The following is a 17987-nucleotide window of genomic DNA, read 5'->3' as shown; positions in this document are numbered from 1 at the left end:
GCCTAAAACTGGCCTGGGAATGCTAGGGTAGGAATACTTTTCATAGTAAGTTATTGTAAGCTAGAAACCTTTGCCCAGGTTTGTGATGGCCAGCCCGACTGAAACAACGACTCCCCTGCGCTGTCTAACTGGAGCCTTAGTGGCTGGAACGTTGGGTATTTTGCTTTACCGTCTCACCCAGGCCATTGCCTCCAGTTTTGCTACCCATCCCTTGCATACCCAAAGCCAAATTGCCCAAAGTCTCTCGGTGGCAATTCGCACTCTAGTGGTAGGTCTCTCAACCATGGCCACGGGGATATTTGCCCTAGCCGCCTTGGGATTGATTGGCCTGGGAATTCAACTCTTGTTGCAGCCAAAATCTATTTCCCCCCAAGATTCCCAGGATTAAGGTAATGGCACCCGGACGTAAAAAGCCTCCCCCTCCCAAAGGCCGAGTTGTCCTCAACCACTCCACCCATATTGAAGGTTTAATTGCCACTCTAGAGCGATTAGCAACCATGGATGGAATTACCACCCTGACTCCCGCCGTCATTAGCCCAGGTGGAGGGCGTTCACCTCAATTAACGTTAAGGGTTTCTGTGCCCATTCTAGGTGGATTCAAACTAATCGCTCGTAAAGGAACGTCTGTCCAAGAGGTGTTTGTGATTACTAGCCTCGAAAAAGTTCAATTAGAACAAGCTATTCAACAGGTGATTCATAAATAGCTTGAAATTACACAACCCAATAAAATTAGAAGCACTTTCACTCAATACAACTCATATTTTAGTAACTGACAAGGGATTGTTCCATTGTAGACCGCAAAGCGTTGAGCCGACTTTAAGCCAATGGACTGAGATAACTCTTTATTTCCACTCAAGATAAACGCCGTCCACCCCTTAAATCGGGACTTAAGAACATGGCCTAATCGTTGATAAAACGCGCCTAAATCAATATCTTGCCCCAACCGTTCACCATAGGGCGGATTACAAAAGACAACACCACTATCTATGGGCGGGGCGACATCTTCTAGTTCAGTGACAGAAAAATAAACATAATTAGCAATTTCTGCTTGGGTAGCATTGGCTTGGGCCTGGTGAATCACCGCTTGATCTTCATCACTTCCCCAAATTGGTGCGACTAAACGATCTTTTTGACTTGCTTCTGCCTCACGAATCAGTCGTTCTAATAGAGGAATGTCAGCATCCAGCCAAGTTTCAAAGGCAAATTTTTCCCGATACAGGCCTGGGGCGATGTTTAAGGCTCGGAGACAGGCCTCCAAAGGTAAGGTTCCTGAACCACACAAGGGATCATAAAACATCTGCTCAGGTTGCCATTCAGACAGTTGAATTAAGGCTGCGGCTAAAGACTCTTTTAGGGGTGCGGCTCCCACTGCTGGTCTATAGCCCCGTCGATGCAAACTTTCCCCGGAACTATCGAGGCTAACGGTACAAATATCCGCTTCAATATGGATACTTACCTGGACATCCGGTGATTTGGCATCCACATCGGAGCGATCATTAAAGTGAGCTTGCTGCTGTTTGACAATGGCGGTCTTGGCCTGGATTGCGGTGAAATGGCTATGGTTCAGGCGTGCACTTTTGCCAGTGGCCTTAACAGCCAAGGTCAAATCGGGCGTGAGATAGTCTGACCAATCAATTTTTTGGATCCCCTGAAAAAGTTCATCTGCATCTTGACAGGGAAATTCATAGAGTTTAACCAAAATCCGGAAGGGAATTCTGGCCCAGATATTAACCCGGTAGAGTAACTTCCGATCTCCTGTAAATGATACCCCACAGAAGCCAGGTTGAACATGGTCGGCTCCTAATTGCTCCAACTCCTGAGCGGCCAAGGTTTCTAATCCCCGAGCTACAGTTGCAAAATAATCGTTCACGTTAAGATCATTCGACTCATTTAAGATTGACTAGAGACTGATTAGTATAGCGTCACCCAGACTATTTTGACTGATAAAAATTTAGAAACGACAATCGTTATCAATCAGATCTGACTAAAAAAAGACGTACAAAGGCAAACCGCATTAATTGACGGTAACGATAGAGCCAAACAATAAACACGGGTGTTAAAAGAACGAGCCACCAAAATAAACCCACCACAATGGCTAAATCAACCTGAAAAAATTCTTGGGATAATCGGATAAAATCATGGTCTAGCAAGCCACCCTTTCCCTCTCGATAAACGGCCTGCTCAATCGGATCAAAGATTAATCGCCAGGCAAATCGCAAATCATAGAAGATAATAAAGAGGCCAGCCATTGCATACAGCGGTCGCTCTAGGGGATATCGGCAGCCAAAGCCACTCAAAGCTCGATATAAAAAAATGCCCGCAAACAACAATTCAAAGCCATGTCCCATCGCCACGAACAGAGCTTGGTGAATTGGACTGAAGGCCGACACTGTGTAAAGCATCGTAAAGATTCCCAGGCAAATCAGGGTCAAGCGATTGTGACGATACAACCAGGCCAGATACCCCAACCCCCCATAAATAGCCCAGAGCAACAATGACCAGCGACTCCCATGAATCGTAATTCCACCCCCATAGATAAAGTCAAAGGATGGAATGGCCGGATAGCCAAAGACCCAACCACAGGCGGCATGGCCTAGCTCATGAACGAGGGTAATTAAAGGAGTAAACAGAACGGTTAAAAATGGCAAAGTAATCAGAATTAATGCCAAGACTGCGCCAATGCCGATACTTTTCCAGGCCTGGGCATCTAACCGTTGAATTGGGATCCCAACTGCTGCAGTCGGTGGGGGGTCTAACTGGGCCTGGGGAACCAATGATGATTGGGATGGCAAGATTTTGGGCCTGGGCTGGCCTGATTTGGCTAAATTGGTTAAGGCTTCCGGCTCTCTTAAATCCCAGTGATAATCCCAAATCTCCTCTGCCTGGCCTGGATGGATTGCCCGCATCACCAAAGTGTTCATAGGTAGGTTCGGCCAGGCCAACAACTCTCGACCAATCAACGTCAAGCTACTACTGGCCTCTGGGGGAACGTCTGCCTGGAGAGTTAAGATGAGACTAGGGGGAGTAATGGTCGAATTTAGAGTTGGACTAACCTTAATTCCTTTGTGACTTAGGGCTTGGTTCAAAAGTAGGGTAATTGCTCCTAAATCTCCTTTGCTGGCCTGGTGACGTAGCTCAGACAGTTTCACAAAAAATCCCTACCCACCTACTCAGAAATGAGTTCAAGACCAAGCTGAGAGCATAGTGAAATTTTATTGCAACGATGGGGAACTATAAAGTCATCGTCGGGGGACTTAGGAATGAAATCTTCATATCTACAGCTTAAAACTATTCTATTGCGAAGTTATTTAAATTCCGAGACGGGTTTTACTTTGATTGAACTCTTAACAGTGGTAATTATTATCGGAATTTTAGCAGCCATTGCCTTACCTTCCATGCTATCCATGTCTAACCGAGCCAAAGAAAGTCAAGCCCAGAGTAATATTGGAGCCGTTAACCGCGCTCAACAAACCTACCGCTTAAGCAATGCAACCTTTGCCCCAAGTATGGCTCTACTAGAAATTAATGTCCCTAGCGAGACCCCGCAGTACCTCTTTGCCATTACGGAAAATACATCTATTTTGGGAGAATATAAGGTCACTCCTAAGGAGGCTGGTCTCTCAGCGTTTACAGGCTGTGCTAATGCTAATACATCGGCTCTTCTCGCAACGACCACTGCCACAGTCCTAAAGGTTTCCCCCACTAGTGGTGGTAGTGCCGTTCCTGATGAGTGTCCTTAGGGATGCGCAACCCTCCTACTAGTTCAAATCTTGACGGCACTGTTGAGTCGGGACAATAGAAAACTCCTGAGTCAGAATGAAACTAGTGAGAGTTGCAGTTGTAATCAGGGGGGTAATACTGGTGTGGGAAATGGTGCTCAAGATCATGATCATACTCATGGGAGCATTTACGATTGACACTCCAATCGCCGCCATCATGCAAACTAGGGCTACGGACAGAGGAATTCCCGGTATTAGTTGATGTACCCCCATGCCCACGCAGGCCCCGACAAAAAAAACTGGAAAGACAACTCCACCCTTAAACCCAGACTGTAGGGATAAGCTCAAGGCCAGCATCTTCATGATTGCAATTAAAAACAAAAGCCAAGAACTATAGCGCATCCCCGTATCAAGAATTTCTTGGATTTGGGCCTCACCATAGAACAGGGTAATCGGAAAAGCCATCGCAATCAGACCAAAGGCTAATCCCCCTAAGGTAATAAGTAATAAAGGGCGCTTGCGTAACGGATAGACCAAGCGTTGGACGACAATATCAATTCCCAAAAATAGTAAACCAACTCCAGCCCCAACCACGCCTAAAAGTACGGCCGAGCCAATGTCTATAGGACGCAATTGTTCATAGGGTGGAAAACTGTAAATGCCTCCAAAGGTTACACCTGTAGCACAACGAAAAACGGCAAAACCCATGAAAGCGGACATTAAGGTAGGAATAATTGCTTCAAAAAACTCCAGGCCCCGCCGATGGGGAATTTCTAAAACAAAGAGGGCTGCTCCCAAGGGGGCTGAGAAGAAGACACCCATGCCTGCACCCATGCCACAAAAGGTGAGAATCCGGGCATCTCGAGTAGATAGTTTAAGGCGGTCAGCAATCCAACTCCCCACCCCCCCATTAATGTCAATTAGAGGACTTTCTGGCCCAGCACTACTTCCGACGGTCAAAGATAGCCAAGAAGCCAATGCTGTACCCGGAAGTTTTGTGTAATCTAATTTGCCATATTTATGAAGTTCTTTGACCGCCCCCGCTAGCCCCCCAGCCGCCCCCAAATATTTAACAATTAGTCCCACCAGTAAGCCGCCAATTCCGGTAATGATCCAGACTCGATAACGAAGTTGATCCCAGTTTGGCAAAATCGCCCGCCCAGGTAATTCATTCCATAACAGTGAGAACCCCAGTTTCATCGCTAAATAAAATAAAGTTGCCAGGAATCCACCGACAAGGCCCACCCCAGCTGCATAGAGCAATAATTTCGGATAAGGGAGGGCTTTTGGTTCCTTGCACTGCTCAGTCATAGGGATAGTCGCCAAGTTTTCTTTTAGAAATAGCAGACTTTCTAGCTCAGGTACATACCTATTGCCAGCAACTAAAGAGGCCAAGATTAGAGTTCTAAGCAGACAGTGACTAATTTTTAACTAAAGATACTATCAAAGGATTGGCGATATAAAGCGGGTAACGCGATTCGAACGCGCGACATCAACCTTGGCAAGGTTGCGCTCTACCACTGAGCTATACCCGCATGAACTATTGATTAAGCATCGTTTATCATTTCAAACTTGGGCCGCTTTTGTCAACCTTTAGGGAAGAATAATTGAGGATGGATTTAATTGATCGGCGGATGTCCACAAAAGCTTGGATTTATCCTTAAGTACAGGCCTATCCCTGACAAAGAAGGGTTTAGGTCTAGATCGTTGCTCTTAACTCCCAGAGATTTATGTCTTTTTTTGCTGGCCGGGTTGCAGTGTTAGGAACCAAACACCAGAAAGAACAAGTTATTGGGCCTATTTTAGCTGAGGCGGGGATCACCCTTACTGTGTCACCGGAATTTGACTCGGATTGCTTGGGAACCTTTAGTCGGGAAAAGCCGCGCCAATCGTCTCCCCTGACAACAGCCCGCCAAAAAGCTGAATTAGCCCTTAGCCAGGCCGGTGGTGATTTAGCCCTAGCCAGTGAAGGCAGTTTTGGCCCCCATCCCCAGATGCCCATGCTGCCAGCCAACCATGAACTGGTGATCCTGATTGATCGAGCTAATCATCTGGAATTAATCGGAGAAGTTTGGTCTGTTGACACCAATTTTGCTCATCAGTCGGTTTCTACCTTTGAGTCCGCCTTGGCCTTTGCTGAAAAAGTTGGCTTTCCTACCCACGGACTAATTGTGATGCCCCAGGCCCAGCCCGCACCAGGCGATCCAATCTGGAAAGGAATCACCACTGTGGAAGCTTTAGAGACAACCCTGCAAGACGCTCTGAACTACTCCCAAACTGGAACGGTTCACCTGGAAACAGATATGCGAGCCATGTTTAACCCCACCCGAATGCAGGTCATTGCCCAGGCCACCCAAAATCTTTTAACAGCCATTCAAAGTCCTTGCCCGCGCTGTGAACTTCCTGGTTTTACCCTAAAAGAAACTCAACCCGGCCTGCCCTGTAGTTGGTGTAGTTTACCGACTCCATTACCAAGAGTGGGGATTTATCGCTGTCAACAGTGCCATTTTCAAGAGTCCCGGTTGTACCCATTGGGCCTGGAAGTTGCGGATCCCGGACAATGCCCCTATTGCAATCCCTAAGCATGAGGGGAGGGTGATAGATAAATCTGGGCCAAGATGGGGAATTTCTCGTCCCAATAGAGCATCCGCCATGTAAATTATGGGAAGGACTACCCCCACACCCCCATCCATCCGCCAATATGTCAGAACCTGGAATCCCGCCCGTTACCCCTGAACCCTCACCGGCTTCGACCTCAGACGATCCGACTGCGGCCGCCCGTCAACTTTTAGGTATGAAAGGGGCCCAGGCCGGGGAAACCAACCTTTGGAAAATTCGCCTCCAACTGATGAAGCCAATCACCTGGATCCCCTTGATTTGGGGGGTGGTTTGTGGAGCAGCCTCTTCCGGTGGGTTTACCTGGAGTGTGGAGGATGTCTTAAAAGCAGCTACCTGTATGCTCCTGTCGGGGCCGTTAATGGCCGGCTATACCCAAACCCTAAATGACTACTACGACCGCGACATTGACGCAATTAATGAACCCTATCGCCCAATTCCCTCTGGGGCTATTTCTTTGGGGCAGGTCAAAGCGCAAATTATTATCCTGGTGGTGGCGGGTCTGAGTTTGGCGGTTTTGCTGGATGTGTGGGCAGGTCATGGACAATTTCCAGTCACCTTAACGGCATTGTTGGGGGGATTTTTAGCCTATATTTACTCAGCCCCTCCCCTAAAACTAAAGAAAAATGGTTGGCTAGGAAATTATGCCTTAGGTGCGAGTTACATTGCCTTACCCTGGTGGGCAGGTCATGCTCTGTTTGGGGAATTAAACCCGACCCTGATTGTCTTGACCTTGTTTTATAGTCTGGCTGGCCTGGGGATCGCGATTGTCAATGACTTTAAGAGTGTCGAAGGGGATCAGAAACTAGGGTTGGCCTCCTTGCCTGTGATGTTTGGGATTGGGACTGCGGCTTGGATTTGTGTGTTGATGATTGATATTTTTCAAGCTGGCATTGCGGGCTATCTGATCAGTATTCAACAAAACCTCTATGCCGTTATTTTGATCTTGCTGATTATTCCCCAAATTACTTTTCAGGATATGTACTTCCTCCGTGATCCCCTCAAGAACGATGTTAAATACCAGGCCAGTGCCCAACCCTTTTTAGTTTTGGGAATGTTGGTTGTAGGTTTGGCCTTAGGGCATCAGTAATTCTCCAGTCAATCAATTATCTCTTGAGCAAGATTTTCGATTGGCTTAGGGGTGAGTCAGGCAAGTAATCAGGTCTTGATGGTGGGGAAATGCGGCTAGTAATTTGTTCCGCTCACCCATCTCGAAATCGCGAAAATCAAATCCGGGTGCAACCGTACAACCCACCAAGCTATAACTCTCCGGTTCATTCACATAGGCCCCAAACCAAGCCCCCGCTGGAACCCAGGCCTGGAACTGTTGCCCTTGATCTATATCCGCGCCTAAATGTAAATCAGTCCGCTCTCCTTCTGGGGAAATTACCACCACGGTTAATCCTGATCCCGCGTAAAAATGCCACACTTCATCGGCTTGGATGCGGTGTAAGGCTGAAAACTGTCCCGACTGGAGCAAGAAGTAAATGGCGGTTCCATAATTACGATCTCCACCAGCAAAATTAGGCGGTAAGGCCTGGCCTGGAATAATCCCCGTTGCGCGATAGGTTTCCCGAAAATAGCCCCCTTCTGGATGGGGTTCCAGGCCCAGGCCTGTGATCCACGTTTCCGCCGTGATAGACATCAACACCAACCCTAGCTGGCCAGGTATTCCCGCATTTGATGCCGCCGCCGCCGCAGATGATCCAAAGCTTGCCGTTCTAATTGGCGCACCCGTTCGCGACTAAGGCTGAGTTGTTCCCCGACCTTGGCCAAAGAAAGCTCCTGCCCATCGGAAAGGCCATAGCGCAAACTTAAGACCTGCCGTTGTTGGGGTGAGAGTTCCGCTAACCAATGGTGCATATCGTCTCGGAGGGCTTCTCCGGCGGTGAATTGCTCCGGTGAGGGGCCTTCGTCTTCCAAGAGTTCTCCCAATTCAGTGTCTTGGTTATCCCCAACTCGGAGATCTAAGGAAATGGGTTGCCGTGACAAGGTTAGATATTCCCGAATTTGAGCCGGTTCTAACTCTAGGGCCTGGGCAATTTCGGCCGGGGTGGCACTGCGACCTAACCCTTGGGACAATTCCCGCTGCGTCCGTTTGATCTTGTTCAGCTTTTCGGTGATGTGAATCGGTAGCCGAATCGTTCGGGCTTGTTGGGCAATGGCCCGCGTAATGGCCTGGCGAATCCACCAATAGGCATAGGTTGAGAACTTATAACCCCGAGTCGGATCAAATTTTTCCACGCCCCGCTCCAGGCCAAGGGTTCCTTCTTGAATTAGATCTAAAAGCTCCAGATTCCGTTTCTGGTACTTTTTGGCCACCGAAACCACCAACCGTAAGTTAGCCTCAATCATTTTTTGTTTGGCCCGTTGCCCTTTGCGTAAAGCCAAGTTGAGTTTCTCTGGGGGCATTTCCGCGACGGTGGCCAGTTCTGCCAGGGTAGGTTCACGCCCCAATTCGGTCGTCAGGGTTTCTTCCAGATCTCGGAGCCGCATTAGTTGTTGGACTTGTTTGCCGAGGATGATTTCTTGCTCATGGGTTAACAACGGCACACGGCCAATTTCATGGAGGTAGGTGCGCACCATATCAGTATTCAGCGGTAAGGAGGGGGGGGTGCTAGTTGTCTTTGTCATAGGGAGTCCGGGGGTATAGGGACAAGGAAAAAACTTTTAGAGAGCAAGCCAAGCTCAGGGGGGCAATTTATCTCGAAGTCAGTATGAGTTTATATGTGTAGGATACCTGACGACTTGGGGTAGCAGGGGGTGGGTTGATGGCGGTATTACCGTACCGAGCGGATGTGAAGTTGCAAGGAAAGGGAATTTACCTAAGTGTTATAAGGGGATTTCACGGACAAAAATGTGGCCTACGCTTCTTTAGACTTTGATTCTGCCCCGAAAGTTGCCGATTCTTACCTTAAATCTTGTGAAATGATCCTTAAATTTATGGGACTTAGCCTATAAAAATTGCTCTCGTCTTTGAAGTCTTTACCAGGCCTGGGTTTGCTCGTTTTAGAATTTTGTTACGTTTTATTTTGGCAACTCAGGTTAACGTGATCGCAGTCTGTTTGGGGCCAGGGTTGGGGCTGAAATCTGAACCGAAAGAGAGCGGCTGTGGCCTGAAGGAGAGCGGCTTGAAACTGATCAATAGTGATCTCTGGGACAAATTGCGTCACATTTCCGACCGGATATTGGCTAATTCCGCAGGGAACAATGGCCTGGAACCCAGATAAATCAGCCGTGACATTCACCGCCAGGCCATGCATCGTGATCCAACGACTGACTTTAATCCCAATGGCCGCCACTTTGTATCCCTCGACCCAAACTCCCGTCATCCCCGGCCAGCGTTCTCCCCAAATCTCAAACGGAGCCAGGGCTTGCATGACAATTTCTTCGAGTTGTCGTAAATACCAATGCAGATCCATCTGATAACGCCGTAAATTCAGAATTGGGTAGAGAATCACCTGGCCGGGGCAATGATGGGTGACTTCACCGCCGCGCTCGATTCGATATAAGGGGGCTGGGGGAGATTGGGGATCAAAATTCAGATGCTCCAAGGTGGCCCCTTGTCCGAGGGTATAGACGGGGGGATGTTGGCAGAGAATTAATGCATCAGGGAGGGCTGGGTGGGTGTGTCGGGCGGCAACTAACTGTTTTTGAACAGTCCAGGCCTGGGAGTAGGGGATCAGGGGGGCCTGGTAGAGATAGCAGGGGTTGCGATTGTGGGGTGGATGAGAAAGTGCTGTCAAGAGTTACATCCAGTTTCAGAGCAAAGAATTGTCACGGAAAGCAAAATATCGTTAACTCGCCCCAAAAGTAATGTTATCCCCAATACGAAAGTGTTACGGTGATCGTATCGGTCAGGAACGGAGGCAACCTTTATGCAACTTGTGATCCACGGTAAAAACATTGATATCACAGATGCCATCCGCAGTTATGTCGAACAGAAGTTAGAACGGGCCGCAGGCCACTTTCAAAATATTACCCAAGAAATTGATGTCCACCTTTCAGTTGCGCGCAACCCGCGGATTACCACGAATCAAACCGCGGAAGTGACGATCTATGTCAACGGCTCAATTATCCGGGCAGAAGAGAGCAGCGATAACCTCTATGCCAGTGTAGATTTGGTCGCCGACAAAGTGTACCGAAAGTTACGGAAGCTGAAAGAAAAACGCCAAGATAAGTCCCGCACTCACGAAGTCCCAGAAATTGAAAATCCCAAGTTAGTTCCAGACCTGTTGGGGGATCGCGCTCCAGAATTGCCCCAGGAAGTTGTTCGGGTGAAATACTTTGCCATGCCAGCGATGACGGTTGAGGCAGCCCTGGAGCAATTGGAAATGGTTGACCATGATTTTTACGTCTTCCGTAATGCTGAAACAGGCGAGATCAATGTCATTTATGAGCGTAATCATGGCGGCTACGGAGTCATTCAACCCCGCAATGGCAATGATAACCATCAATCTGACAGTGATCTGCAAGTGCCAGTTCCCGCCCATTAACGGAGTTGTTAACTAATCGGACGGGGACTCCCTGTTGCTAACCTCGCAATTGTGAAGGGGAAGAGTCGGGGCCTGAGTTGGCAAGGCTGTGGGGAGCAAATTGAAGGATTAGGCTGGCTGCCTCTGGATGCGAACTACCAGGGAGATCTCCTAAGCTAGTAAGCATACCTGTATGACCTTAGCCCCTTGCTATGGCATCGTTTATCCCAAAGGAATCTTCCCTTGAGCCAGCCTACTACCACCGAACTGACCACAACCACTCCGGCTCCCCTCGACACCAGTACCATGCTCGAGGCTCTGAATCGGCAGATGATTGTCATCCTCGATTTTGGATCCCAATATTCGGAATTGATTGCGCGGCGGATCCGGGAAACAAGCGTCTATTCAGAAGTGGTTTCCTATCGGACTACGGCGGCCCAACTCCGGCAAATAGCGCCTAAGGGAATTATTCTCTCTGGTGGCCCCAACTCCGTCTATGATGACCAGGCCCCAGCTTGCGACCCAGAAATCTGGGAGTTAGGAATTCCAGTGCTTGGAGTCTGCTATGGGATGCAGTTGATGGTCAAGCAGTTGGGGGGAGAAGTTGAACGGGCCAGTCGCGGCGAATATGGTAAAGCCTCTCTCCTGATTGACGACCCCACAGACCTCCTCACGAATGTTGAAAACACCGCAACCATGTGGATGAGTCATGGGGATTCGGTGACACAACTACCCGGTGGCTTCAAGACTCTCGCCCATACAACCAATACTCCCTGTGCGGCCATTGCCGATGATCAGCGTCAGTTTTATGGGGTGCAATTTCATCCAGAAGTAGTCCATTCCATCGGTGGCCAGGCCCTGATTCGCAACTTTGTCTATCACATTTGTGGCTGTGAACCGACTTGGACAACGGCGGCCTTTGTGGATGAAGCCATTCGGGAAGTCCGAGCCAAAGTGGGGGATAAACGGGTTTTGCTGGCCCTCTCCGGGGGAGTTGATTCGTCCACATTGGCCTTTTTACTCCATCGAGCCATCGGGGACCAACTCACCTGTATGTTTATTGACCAGGGCTTCATGCGCAAATATGAGCCGGAGCGTTTAGTTAAACTCTTTCAAGAGCAGTTTCATATTCCGGTGGTCTATGTTAATGCCAGGGAACGGTTTTTAGCCCAAGTCGTGGGAGTTACGGATCCCGAAGAAAAACGCCGCCGGATTGGTCATGAATTTATCCAAGTATTTGAGGAAGAGTCTAATCGCCTGGGGCCGTTTGACTATTTAGCCCAAGGGACGCTTTATCCTGATGTGATTGAGTCGGCCAATACCAATATTGATCCCAAGACTGGGGAACGGGTAGCCGTTAAAATTAAGAGTCATCACAATGTCGGCGGCTTACCCCCAAATCTGCGGTTTAAGTTGGTTGAACCCTTACGGAAACTCTTTAAGGATGAAGTGCGGGAAGTGGGTCGGTCGTTGGGTTTACCCGATGAAATTGTCCGGCGGCATCCGTTCCCAGGCCCCGGTTTAGCCATTCGGATTATTGGCGAGATTACCCCAGAGCGGTTGGATATTTTGCGGGATGCGGATCTAATTGTTCGACAAGAAATTAATCGCTCGGAAACCTACCATGATCTCTGGCAGGCCTTTGCGGTACTGTTACCGGTTCGTTCCGTGGGGGTGATGGGGGATCAACGAACCTATGCCTATCCGATTGTCTTGCGTTTAGTCTCCAGTGAAGATGGGATGACAGCGGACTGGTCACGGGTGCCTTATGAATTACTGGAAACGATCTCCAATCGGATTGTCAATGAAGTCCCAGGGGTGAATCGGGTTGTGTATGACATTACCTCGAAGCCACCAGGAACGATTGAATGGGAATAGATCGGGGTAAAGTCGGCTCCATCAAATCCCATCTCGGTTTGGGTTGAGCAGTTGACAGATCCTGTTGGCAATGTTTTGGGCGGCTCCAGGTTGTCCCATGCGTTGTTGGCCATTCTGACGGATAAGGTCGAGGCGGGGGTGATCGTTTCTTAACTCGATAATTTTCGGCATAACGGCGGTTGGATTTTCGACTAGGTGTACAGATATGCCTAAAAGGCGGGCCTGGCAGCGGGCAAACAGGGGGGTAAATTGCGGCCCTTGTCCCGGAAAGGTGATCACGGGTTTTCCCAGGCCAACACATTGTTCCGTGGCTGTCCCGGCCTGGGCAATGGCCAGATCTCCCAGATGCAAACAATCACTATAGGCCTGCTGGGTGAGGACTAAATAACCCTGGTTTTGCTGGAATGTTAAGGCTGCTGAATCTCCGATCTTTAACCAGGCCGGTCGGGCTATTTTTTTCCAGCCAAAGCTTACCAATGGGTTTAATATCTCCGCTAACTCCAGGCCTGGACTGATGGCCGCTAAAAATAAACAATTTGGCTGATAACTGGGGAACTGCTGAATAGCCGCCAAAATTCGCTGCCAATTCTGATAGGCCTCTGGGGGACGCGAACCCGGCAAGAGGGTGATGGTCAGGGCCTGGGGATAGGATTCACGGGGGGCAGCGGGCGAGGGTAATTCATCCATCATCGGATTGCCGCAGTTAAAGGAGCGAATTCCTAGTCCAGTTAAGACCTGATGCGTGAGTTCATCCCGCGCAAACACCGCGACACAACCCGGTCGGGCCATCAACCATTGCTCCCAAGGTAAATAATCACTGCCGGCCCAGCCCAGACCCCAACGATGGGAGAGAAGTTTTCCGGTTTCGTCTCGGATGTAATATTCAGATTTAGCCGTACCCACAAACCCATAGTCACTCCTACTCAACCCGGCCAGGCCCAAGGGAACAATATCGCCCACTGCTAGAATTATGCCCCGCGTCTTTAAGGATTGGTTTTCGGACTCCCAGGCCTGGATGGCTCTAACTTGTTTACCCAACAGTCCTAATAGACCCGCCCGTAGATCCCGCCATAACTGTCGTCCATCTTGATAAATAAATCCCCCCGAAGGCATGACCTCAACTGGCCCAGCAATTGCAATCCCCAGGTTTTGGTACGCGGTTCCCAGGCCAACAATGGGCAAAGCTGTGGTTTCAATCTCAGGGGCGAGTTTCTGTAATGCCTCCAGAATCCGGGCCCCAATTTGATCTTCCCCGTGACCATTACTGATACATAACAACCGCACCGAGCCAGACCTCCCCTAACTGAGACAGTCTAAAAATCAGATTCACCAGCATTGATAGGATAAAGAGACTAGACCCTTTTTTTGTAAGCATTTTCTAGGACAACCAATGACCAGCAATCTCCAGGCCGACTTGAAAACAGGCGAGCGCGAAATTCTCGCAGGACAACTCACCACCTTTCCCAACCCCAGGCCTGGTCGTCCCTATCAAATTAACATCACCCTGCCGGAGTTTACCTGTAAATGCCCTTTTTCTGGCTATCCCGATTTCGCGACTATTCACCTCACCTACACTCCAGATCAACGGGTTTTGGAACTCAAGGCCCTCAAGCTTTACATCAACAGCTACCGGGATCAATATATTTCCCATGAGGAAGGGGTAAATAAAATTCTGGATGATTTAGTTGCAGCCTGTGCCCCCTTAGCCATGACGATCAAAGGGGATTACTCCCCCCGTGGCAATGTTCACACTGTCATTGAAGTCCATTATCCCTTCCATCCAGAGGGAGCCTGAAGGAGATATCGGGAACAAATTCCTCTGGATTGGGATCGCCCTCAGTCCCAGGCAAATGTTAGAATAGCGGCGTTCTTCTACTAGATTGAGTTCACTGCCTTGACCCAGGCCACCGGACTTCCCGCTATTGATAGCCCCAGTGTTGATGAGTTTCTCCAAGAATTAGCCACAATCCAGCAAGCAGGGCCCAAACGCATTGCCTTACTCGGTTCTCGCCATGTTCCCATTACCCATCAACACCTAATCGAAATGATGAGTTATGCCATGGTTTTAGCGGGAAACCGCTTGATGACCTCAGGAGCAATGGGGACAAATGCGGCTGTCATTCGGGGGGCCATGCGGGCAGACCCCAATCTCCTCACGGTTGTTTTACCCCAAGGGATGGATCGTCAACCCCGCGAATCACGGCAACAGTTGGATAAGGTCATGCACCTAGTCGAGAAACCAGAAAACGATCACCTTCCTCTCGCTGAAGCCAGTGCGCTCTGTAACCAAGAAATTATTAGTCGTTGCCAACAACTGATTTGCTTTGCCTTTCATGACAGCCATACGCTGCTCCAGGCCTGTGAGTTTGCCGAGGAACAGCATAAGGTAGTCACTTTGTTTTACTTTGATTAGCCCGCTCATCCCCAGTAAGGCTGCCAGGGCTTCAATCCGCCCCCTAGAACGTAAAGGTGGAGCGAATTAGGCCAACGGCGGTAGTTTCGTTCAGGCTATTAAACTCTGGGTTAAAAATCACAAAGGCTCCTGGGGTGACACTAATGTTGTCAGTAATCCGAAAGCGATAGTAGGCTTCTACCTGGAATGGGCGGGCCCGGCTAAACACCCCCGGAATATTCGGGCTACTGGCAATTCCACTGGTGGATTCCAGATAGAGAGGCTGACCGATGATTAGGGCCGCTGTATTGCCCTCAAAAATGGCATCACTAAATTGGACACCCCCCATAAAGCTGGTATAAACTGCCCCAGCGGTTGGACTGGGTAGGGCCCCACCCCCCGCTAAGGTATTCGTCCCGCCAATCGTGTTCACAAAAATCCCCGCCGCATAACCAGACAGGGCAATGTTGGGGGTGACTCGATAGGTGCCAGTTCCACCCACGCCAAAAATCTGCACCCGCTGGGCTAAGTTGCCAATCGCCCCATAGGGTAGGCCGGGGACTGAAAACACATCTCCCCCATAGCCCAAAAGCCCACCGGAAGATAAGCCTGTCCCCAACACATTAATTGCATGTTGTGAGTAGGAAAAGTTAAGGGCTAAGTCTAGGGTTTTGAGGGGGCTAAAGGTGGCCTGGGCCGCCGCGATAAAACTATTTTGGTTACTGGGAAAGAATCCAGAACCCAGCGGTGTCCCCGCACTGCCATCTAAAGCCGTTGGTACCAGGCCTGGATTAGCAGCCCCCGCAACTCCATAAAGAGCGGTTAAGTTAACCTTGCTATTCGGATTCCAAATGAACCCTAAACCACTGGGAACACCAATTCCAGATGTACCTGTGGTGAGGCGGACAATGGGATTGACCCCAGCAAACCGTGATAAAGCTCCTTGCCCCTCACCGGCCCAGGGAATAATTTGCGGAAAGGCATCGGTGGTCTCGGCTTTAACAAAGGCAAAGCTGGTAAAGGATTTAACAACTGGAAAGATATACAACAACTTATATAGGTTGAGGCTATTTGGCCCATAAGCACCACTATTCGCCAAATTGTTCGGGTCAATGCCAGCAAATTGGGGTTGAAAGCCAAGATTCGTACTCCCAGAATTGAGCACCGTACCCGGAAATAGGGTGTTTTGGACACTGCCCCCGCCCAGTAATGCGCCTTGGAAGTTAAAGGCCTGTAAGCCTGTAATCAACATATCTTGGCCCGTAAAACTGGTAACCAGGTTCAGCCGGGTGCGATAGACCGCAATGGGATTGGGCTGACTTCCGGTTGGATTTCCTCCCCCAGCCGCTTCAAAACCCAAGATCGCTTCACCCTGGAGCTTAGTTGTGGTGGAAAATTGGGTGGCTTCCAAGGCGGCAATGCGGGCTTCAGCATTATCTACGCGACCGCGAATTGTTGCGAGTTCGGTGGCAAATTCCTGCTGAAGACGGCGGACTGCTGCTAAATCTTCTTTGGTGGCAAACCGATCACTGACCACATCTAAGCAGGCGTTGAGGGCGGCGGCCAGTTCAAAGCGAGTTGCGGCCCGATTCCCCCGAAATGTGCCATCGGGATAGCCAGCAATACAGCCGTATTTTTCCACAAGAGAGGCTAAAGCCTGGTAGGCCCAGTCTGTGGGTTGCACATCGGCGAGCTGGGAGACAGAGGTGACCTGCCCCAGAGCTTGCAGGTCGGCTTGAGTTGGATTGGCTATAGGTAATGGTGCAACAGGAGCGGGAATACTGCTGCTATTGGGGGCTAGACTCTCAATTGTCGTTAAGGTCACCGATTGACGCGGTGGGTTGGGTAGGGCCGATTCAGCCCAGGCCTGGCCTGTCCAAACAAGGCTACTGCCACTCATCAAGAGCAGACTACAGGCCCTTAGGGGATTGATTTGATCCATTGTGTGTTCTCCTCACAGCATTGTGGTCGCGCTAAGCCCCTCTGAATGGACAGAGAAGTGCTTAAACTTAAGGGGTTGACAGACGTTGATGAGTCGGAGTCAGGAGCAGTTTACGGAAAGTGACCGGGTGTTTTGCCGCTGTGCTGCCGAATGACACTATCGCTGTATTCAGTATCCTAGGGCGTAATGCATAGGTTTAAGCAAATGATTGTTTAATTGCCAATAGATATTTTCAATGGATAGGACAACTAAAAATTATCGTAGTCCCAGGCTGATCGGCCGACCCCAAGCCGAGCATTCCTGCATTAATGTTCAAAGATATTCTCAAAACCCGCTAAATCCAATTCGATGATGGTGGGTAAGGCGGTAAAACAGGCCTGGGCCAGACTCCAACGGCATTCCCGCGCGAGCATGGCCTGAAGTTGGGCCTGGGCCGAGAGGAGATAGCGGACATCATTAGCGGCATAACGGAGTTGGGATTCGGATAAATTTGCCGCATTACCCCAATCGGAACTCTGAGAGCTTTTGTCTAATTCAACTCCCGTGAGTTCTAAAACCACTTCTTTCAATCCGTGGCGAGGGCTATAGGTACGGGCCAGTTTGCTCGCAATTTTGGTGCAGAAAATTGGCGCGACCCTAATCCCTAGTTGATGCTGCAAAATCCCCAGATCAAAGCGAGCAAAATGGAACACTTTTGTACTGTCAGGGGCTTCGAGCAGGTGTTTTAAGAGGGGGGCTTGAGTTTGTCCCCGGTCAATCCGAATCACTGCCACTTCCCCTTGGGGATCGCAAATTTGCACGAGGCATAACCGATCGCGACTGGGCTTTAACCCCATTGTTTCTGTGTCAATGGCTAAACGGTCGGCCTGGCGGAATTGCTCAAAGCTGGCCTGGGATAAATCTTGATTGAAAATAGTGAAGGGAAAATCCATATCCATCAAATATACAGCAACGTTAGCTGAAAA

18 protein-coding genes and 1 tRNA gene are annotated in these 17987 nt (G+C 49.5%); 9 read left to right on the top strand and 10 right to left on the bottom strand.

Annotated features, from left to right (window positions below):
• Window positions 1-85 precede the first annotated feature (85 nt).
• Window positions 86-388, top strand: a complete 303-nt coding sequence (locus tag SYN6312_RS15605) for a DUF3082 domain-containing protein (RefSeq protein ID WP_015125866.1) — start codon at window positions 86-88, stop codon at window positions 386-388.
• Window positions 389-392: 4 nt separating this feature from the next.
• Complete coding sequence (locus tag SYN6312_RS15600) at window positions 393-704, top strand: DUF2103 domain-containing protein (RefSeq protein WP_015125865.1); 312 nt, start codon at window positions 393-395, stop codon at window positions 702-704.
• A gap of 41 nt (window positions 705-745) precedes the next feature.
• Here the strand turns inward: SYN6312_RS15600 and SYN6312_RS15595 are convergent, their stop codons facing one another.
• Window positions 746-1870, bottom strand: coding sequence for a class I SAM-dependent RNA methyltransferase (locus SYN6312_RS15595; protein ID WP_015125864.1), 1125 nt, complete (start codon window positions 1868-1870; stop codon window positions 746-748).
• A 100-nt stretch (window positions 1871-1970) separates the two neighbouring features.
• A complete protein-coding gene (locus SYN6312_RS15590) occupies window positions 1971-3149 on the bottom strand; it encodes a hypothetical protein (RefSeq protein ID WP_015125863.1) in 1179 nt (392 codons plus the stop codon).
• A gap of 111 nt (window positions 3150-3260) precedes the next feature.
• Here SYN6312_RS15590 and SYN6312_RS15585 point away from each other — a divergent pair, with 111 nt between their 5' ends.
• Complete coding sequence (locus SYN6312_RS15585) at window positions 3261-3740, top strand: type IV pilin-like G/H family protein (RefSeq protein ID WP_015125862.1); 480 nt, start codon at window positions 3261-3263, stop codon at window positions 3738-3740.
• A gap of 18 nt (window positions 3741-3758) precedes the next feature.
• On the opposite strand, the gene SYN6312_RS15580 is transcribed toward SYN6312_RS15585, so the two are convergent.
• Window positions 3759-5030, bottom strand: a complete 1272-nt coding sequence (locus SYN6312_RS15580) for a chloride channel protein (protein WP_015125861.1) — start codon at window positions 5028-5030, stop codon at window positions 3759-3761.
• A gap of 152 nt (window positions 5031-5182) precedes the next feature.
• Window positions 5183-5254: transfer RNA gene (locus SYN6312_RS15575), tRNA-Gly, on the bottom strand.
• Window positions 5255-5449: 195 nt separating this feature from the next.
• On the opposite strand from SYN6312_RS15575, the gene SYN6312_RS15570 reads away from it, so the two are divergent.
• Together SYN6312_RS15570 and chlG are read left to right on the top strand one after the other, a co-directional pair.
• On the top strand, window positions 5450-6301 hold the full coding sequence (locus tag SYN6312_RS15570; protein ID WP_015125860.1) for a DUF6671 family protein: 852 nt from the start codon (window positions 5450-5452) through the stop codon (window positions 6299-6301).
• Window positions 6302-6420: 119 nt separating this feature from the next.
• Window positions 6421-7425, top strand: coding sequence for a chlorophyll synthase ChlG (chlG, locus tag SYN6312_RS15565; RefSeq protein ID WP_015125859.1), 1005 nt, complete (start codon window positions 6421-6423; stop codon window positions 7423-7425).
• Window positions 7426-7470: 45 nt separating this feature from the next.
• On the opposite strand, the gene SYN6312_RS15560 is transcribed toward chlG, so the two are convergent.
• From SYN6312_RS15560 to lipB, 3 genes are all read right to left on the bottom strand, one after another.
• Complete coding sequence (locus tag SYN6312_RS15560) at window positions 7471-7980, bottom strand: cupin domain-containing protein (RefSeq protein ID WP_015125858.1); 510 nt, start codon at window positions 7978-7980, stop codon at window positions 7471-7473.
• 11 nt (window positions 7981-7991) lie between these two features.
• Window positions 7992-8969, bottom strand: a complete 978-nt coding sequence (locus tag SYN6312_RS15555) for an RNA polymerase sigma factor, RpoD/SigA family (protein WP_015125857.1) — start codon at window positions 8967-8969, stop codon at window positions 7992-7994.
• Between the two features lie 386 nt (window positions 8970-9355).
• Entirely contained in the window at window positions 9356-10081 is a 726-nt protein-coding gene (gene lipB, locus SYN6312_RS15550) for a lipoyl(octanoyl) transferase LipB (protein WP_015125856.1), read from the bottom strand.
• Between the two features lie 132 nt (window positions 10082-10213).
• On the opposite strand from lipB, the gene hpf reads away from it, so the two are divergent.
• Window positions 10214-10831, top strand: a complete 618-nt coding sequence (hpf, locus tag SYN6312_RS15545; protein WP_015125855.1) for a ribosome hibernation-promoting factor, HPF/YfiA family — start codon at window positions 10214-10216, stop codon at window positions 10829-10831.
• A gap of 246 nt (window positions 10832-11077) precedes the next feature.
• Window positions 11078-12688, top strand: a complete 1611-nt coding sequence (gene guaA / locus SYN6312_RS15540; RefSeq protein ID WP_041431690.1) for a glutamine-hydrolyzing GMP synthase — start codon at window positions 11078-11080, stop codon at window positions 12686-12688.
• A 21-nt stretch (window positions 12689-12709) separates the two neighbouring features.
• Here the strand turns inward: guaA and SYN6312_RS15535 are convergent, their stop codons facing one another.
• Window positions 12710-13972 carry a lipid-A-disaccharide synthase-related protein gene (locus SYN6312_RS15535; protein WP_015125853.1) on the bottom strand — a complete coding sequence of 421 codons (1263 nt, stop codon included), beginning with the start codon at window positions 13970-13972 and terminating at the stop codon, window positions 12710-12712.
• Between the two features lie 106 nt (window positions 13973-14078).
• Here SYN6312_RS15535 and queF point away from each other — a divergent pair, with 106 nt between their 5' ends.
• Together queF and SYN6312_RS15525 are read left to right on the top strand one after the other, a co-directional pair.
• On the top strand, window positions 14079-14483 hold the full coding sequence (gene queF, locus SYN6312_RS15530) for a preQ(1) synthase (protein ID WP_015125852.1): 405 nt from the start codon (window positions 14079-14081) through the stop codon (window positions 14481-14483).
• A 99-nt stretch (window positions 14484-14582) separates the two neighbouring features.
• Entirely contained in the window at window positions 14583-15101 is a 519-nt protein-coding gene (locus SYN6312_RS15525; protein WP_015125851.1) for a hypothetical protein, read from the top strand.
• A 43-nt stretch (window positions 15102-15144) separates the two neighbouring features.
• On the opposite strand, the gene SYN6312_RS15520 is transcribed toward SYN6312_RS15525, so the two are convergent.
• Entirely contained in the window at window positions 15145-17022 is a 1878-nt protein-coding gene (locus tag SYN6312_RS15520) for an iron uptake porin (RefSeq protein ID WP_015125850.1), read from the bottom strand.
• A gap of 305 nt (window positions 17023-17327) precedes the next feature.
• Window positions 17328-17960: a ribonuclease H-like domain-containing protein gene (locus SYN6312_RS15515; RefSeq protein WP_015125849.1), complete on the bottom strand. Its 633-nt coding sequence runs from the start codon at window positions 17958-17960 to the stop codon at window positions 17328-17330.
• Window positions 17961-17987: the final 27 nt, after the last annotated feature.

This window comes from Synechococcus sp. PCC 6312 (assembly GCF_000316685.1).
Classification (GTDB): Bacteria; Cyanobacteriota; Cyanobacteriia; order Thermosynechococcales; family Thermosynechococcaceae; genus Pseudocalidococcus.
Note: the sequence above shows the minus strand (reverse complement) of the source record. Positions and strands in the feature narration are given on the sequence as shown.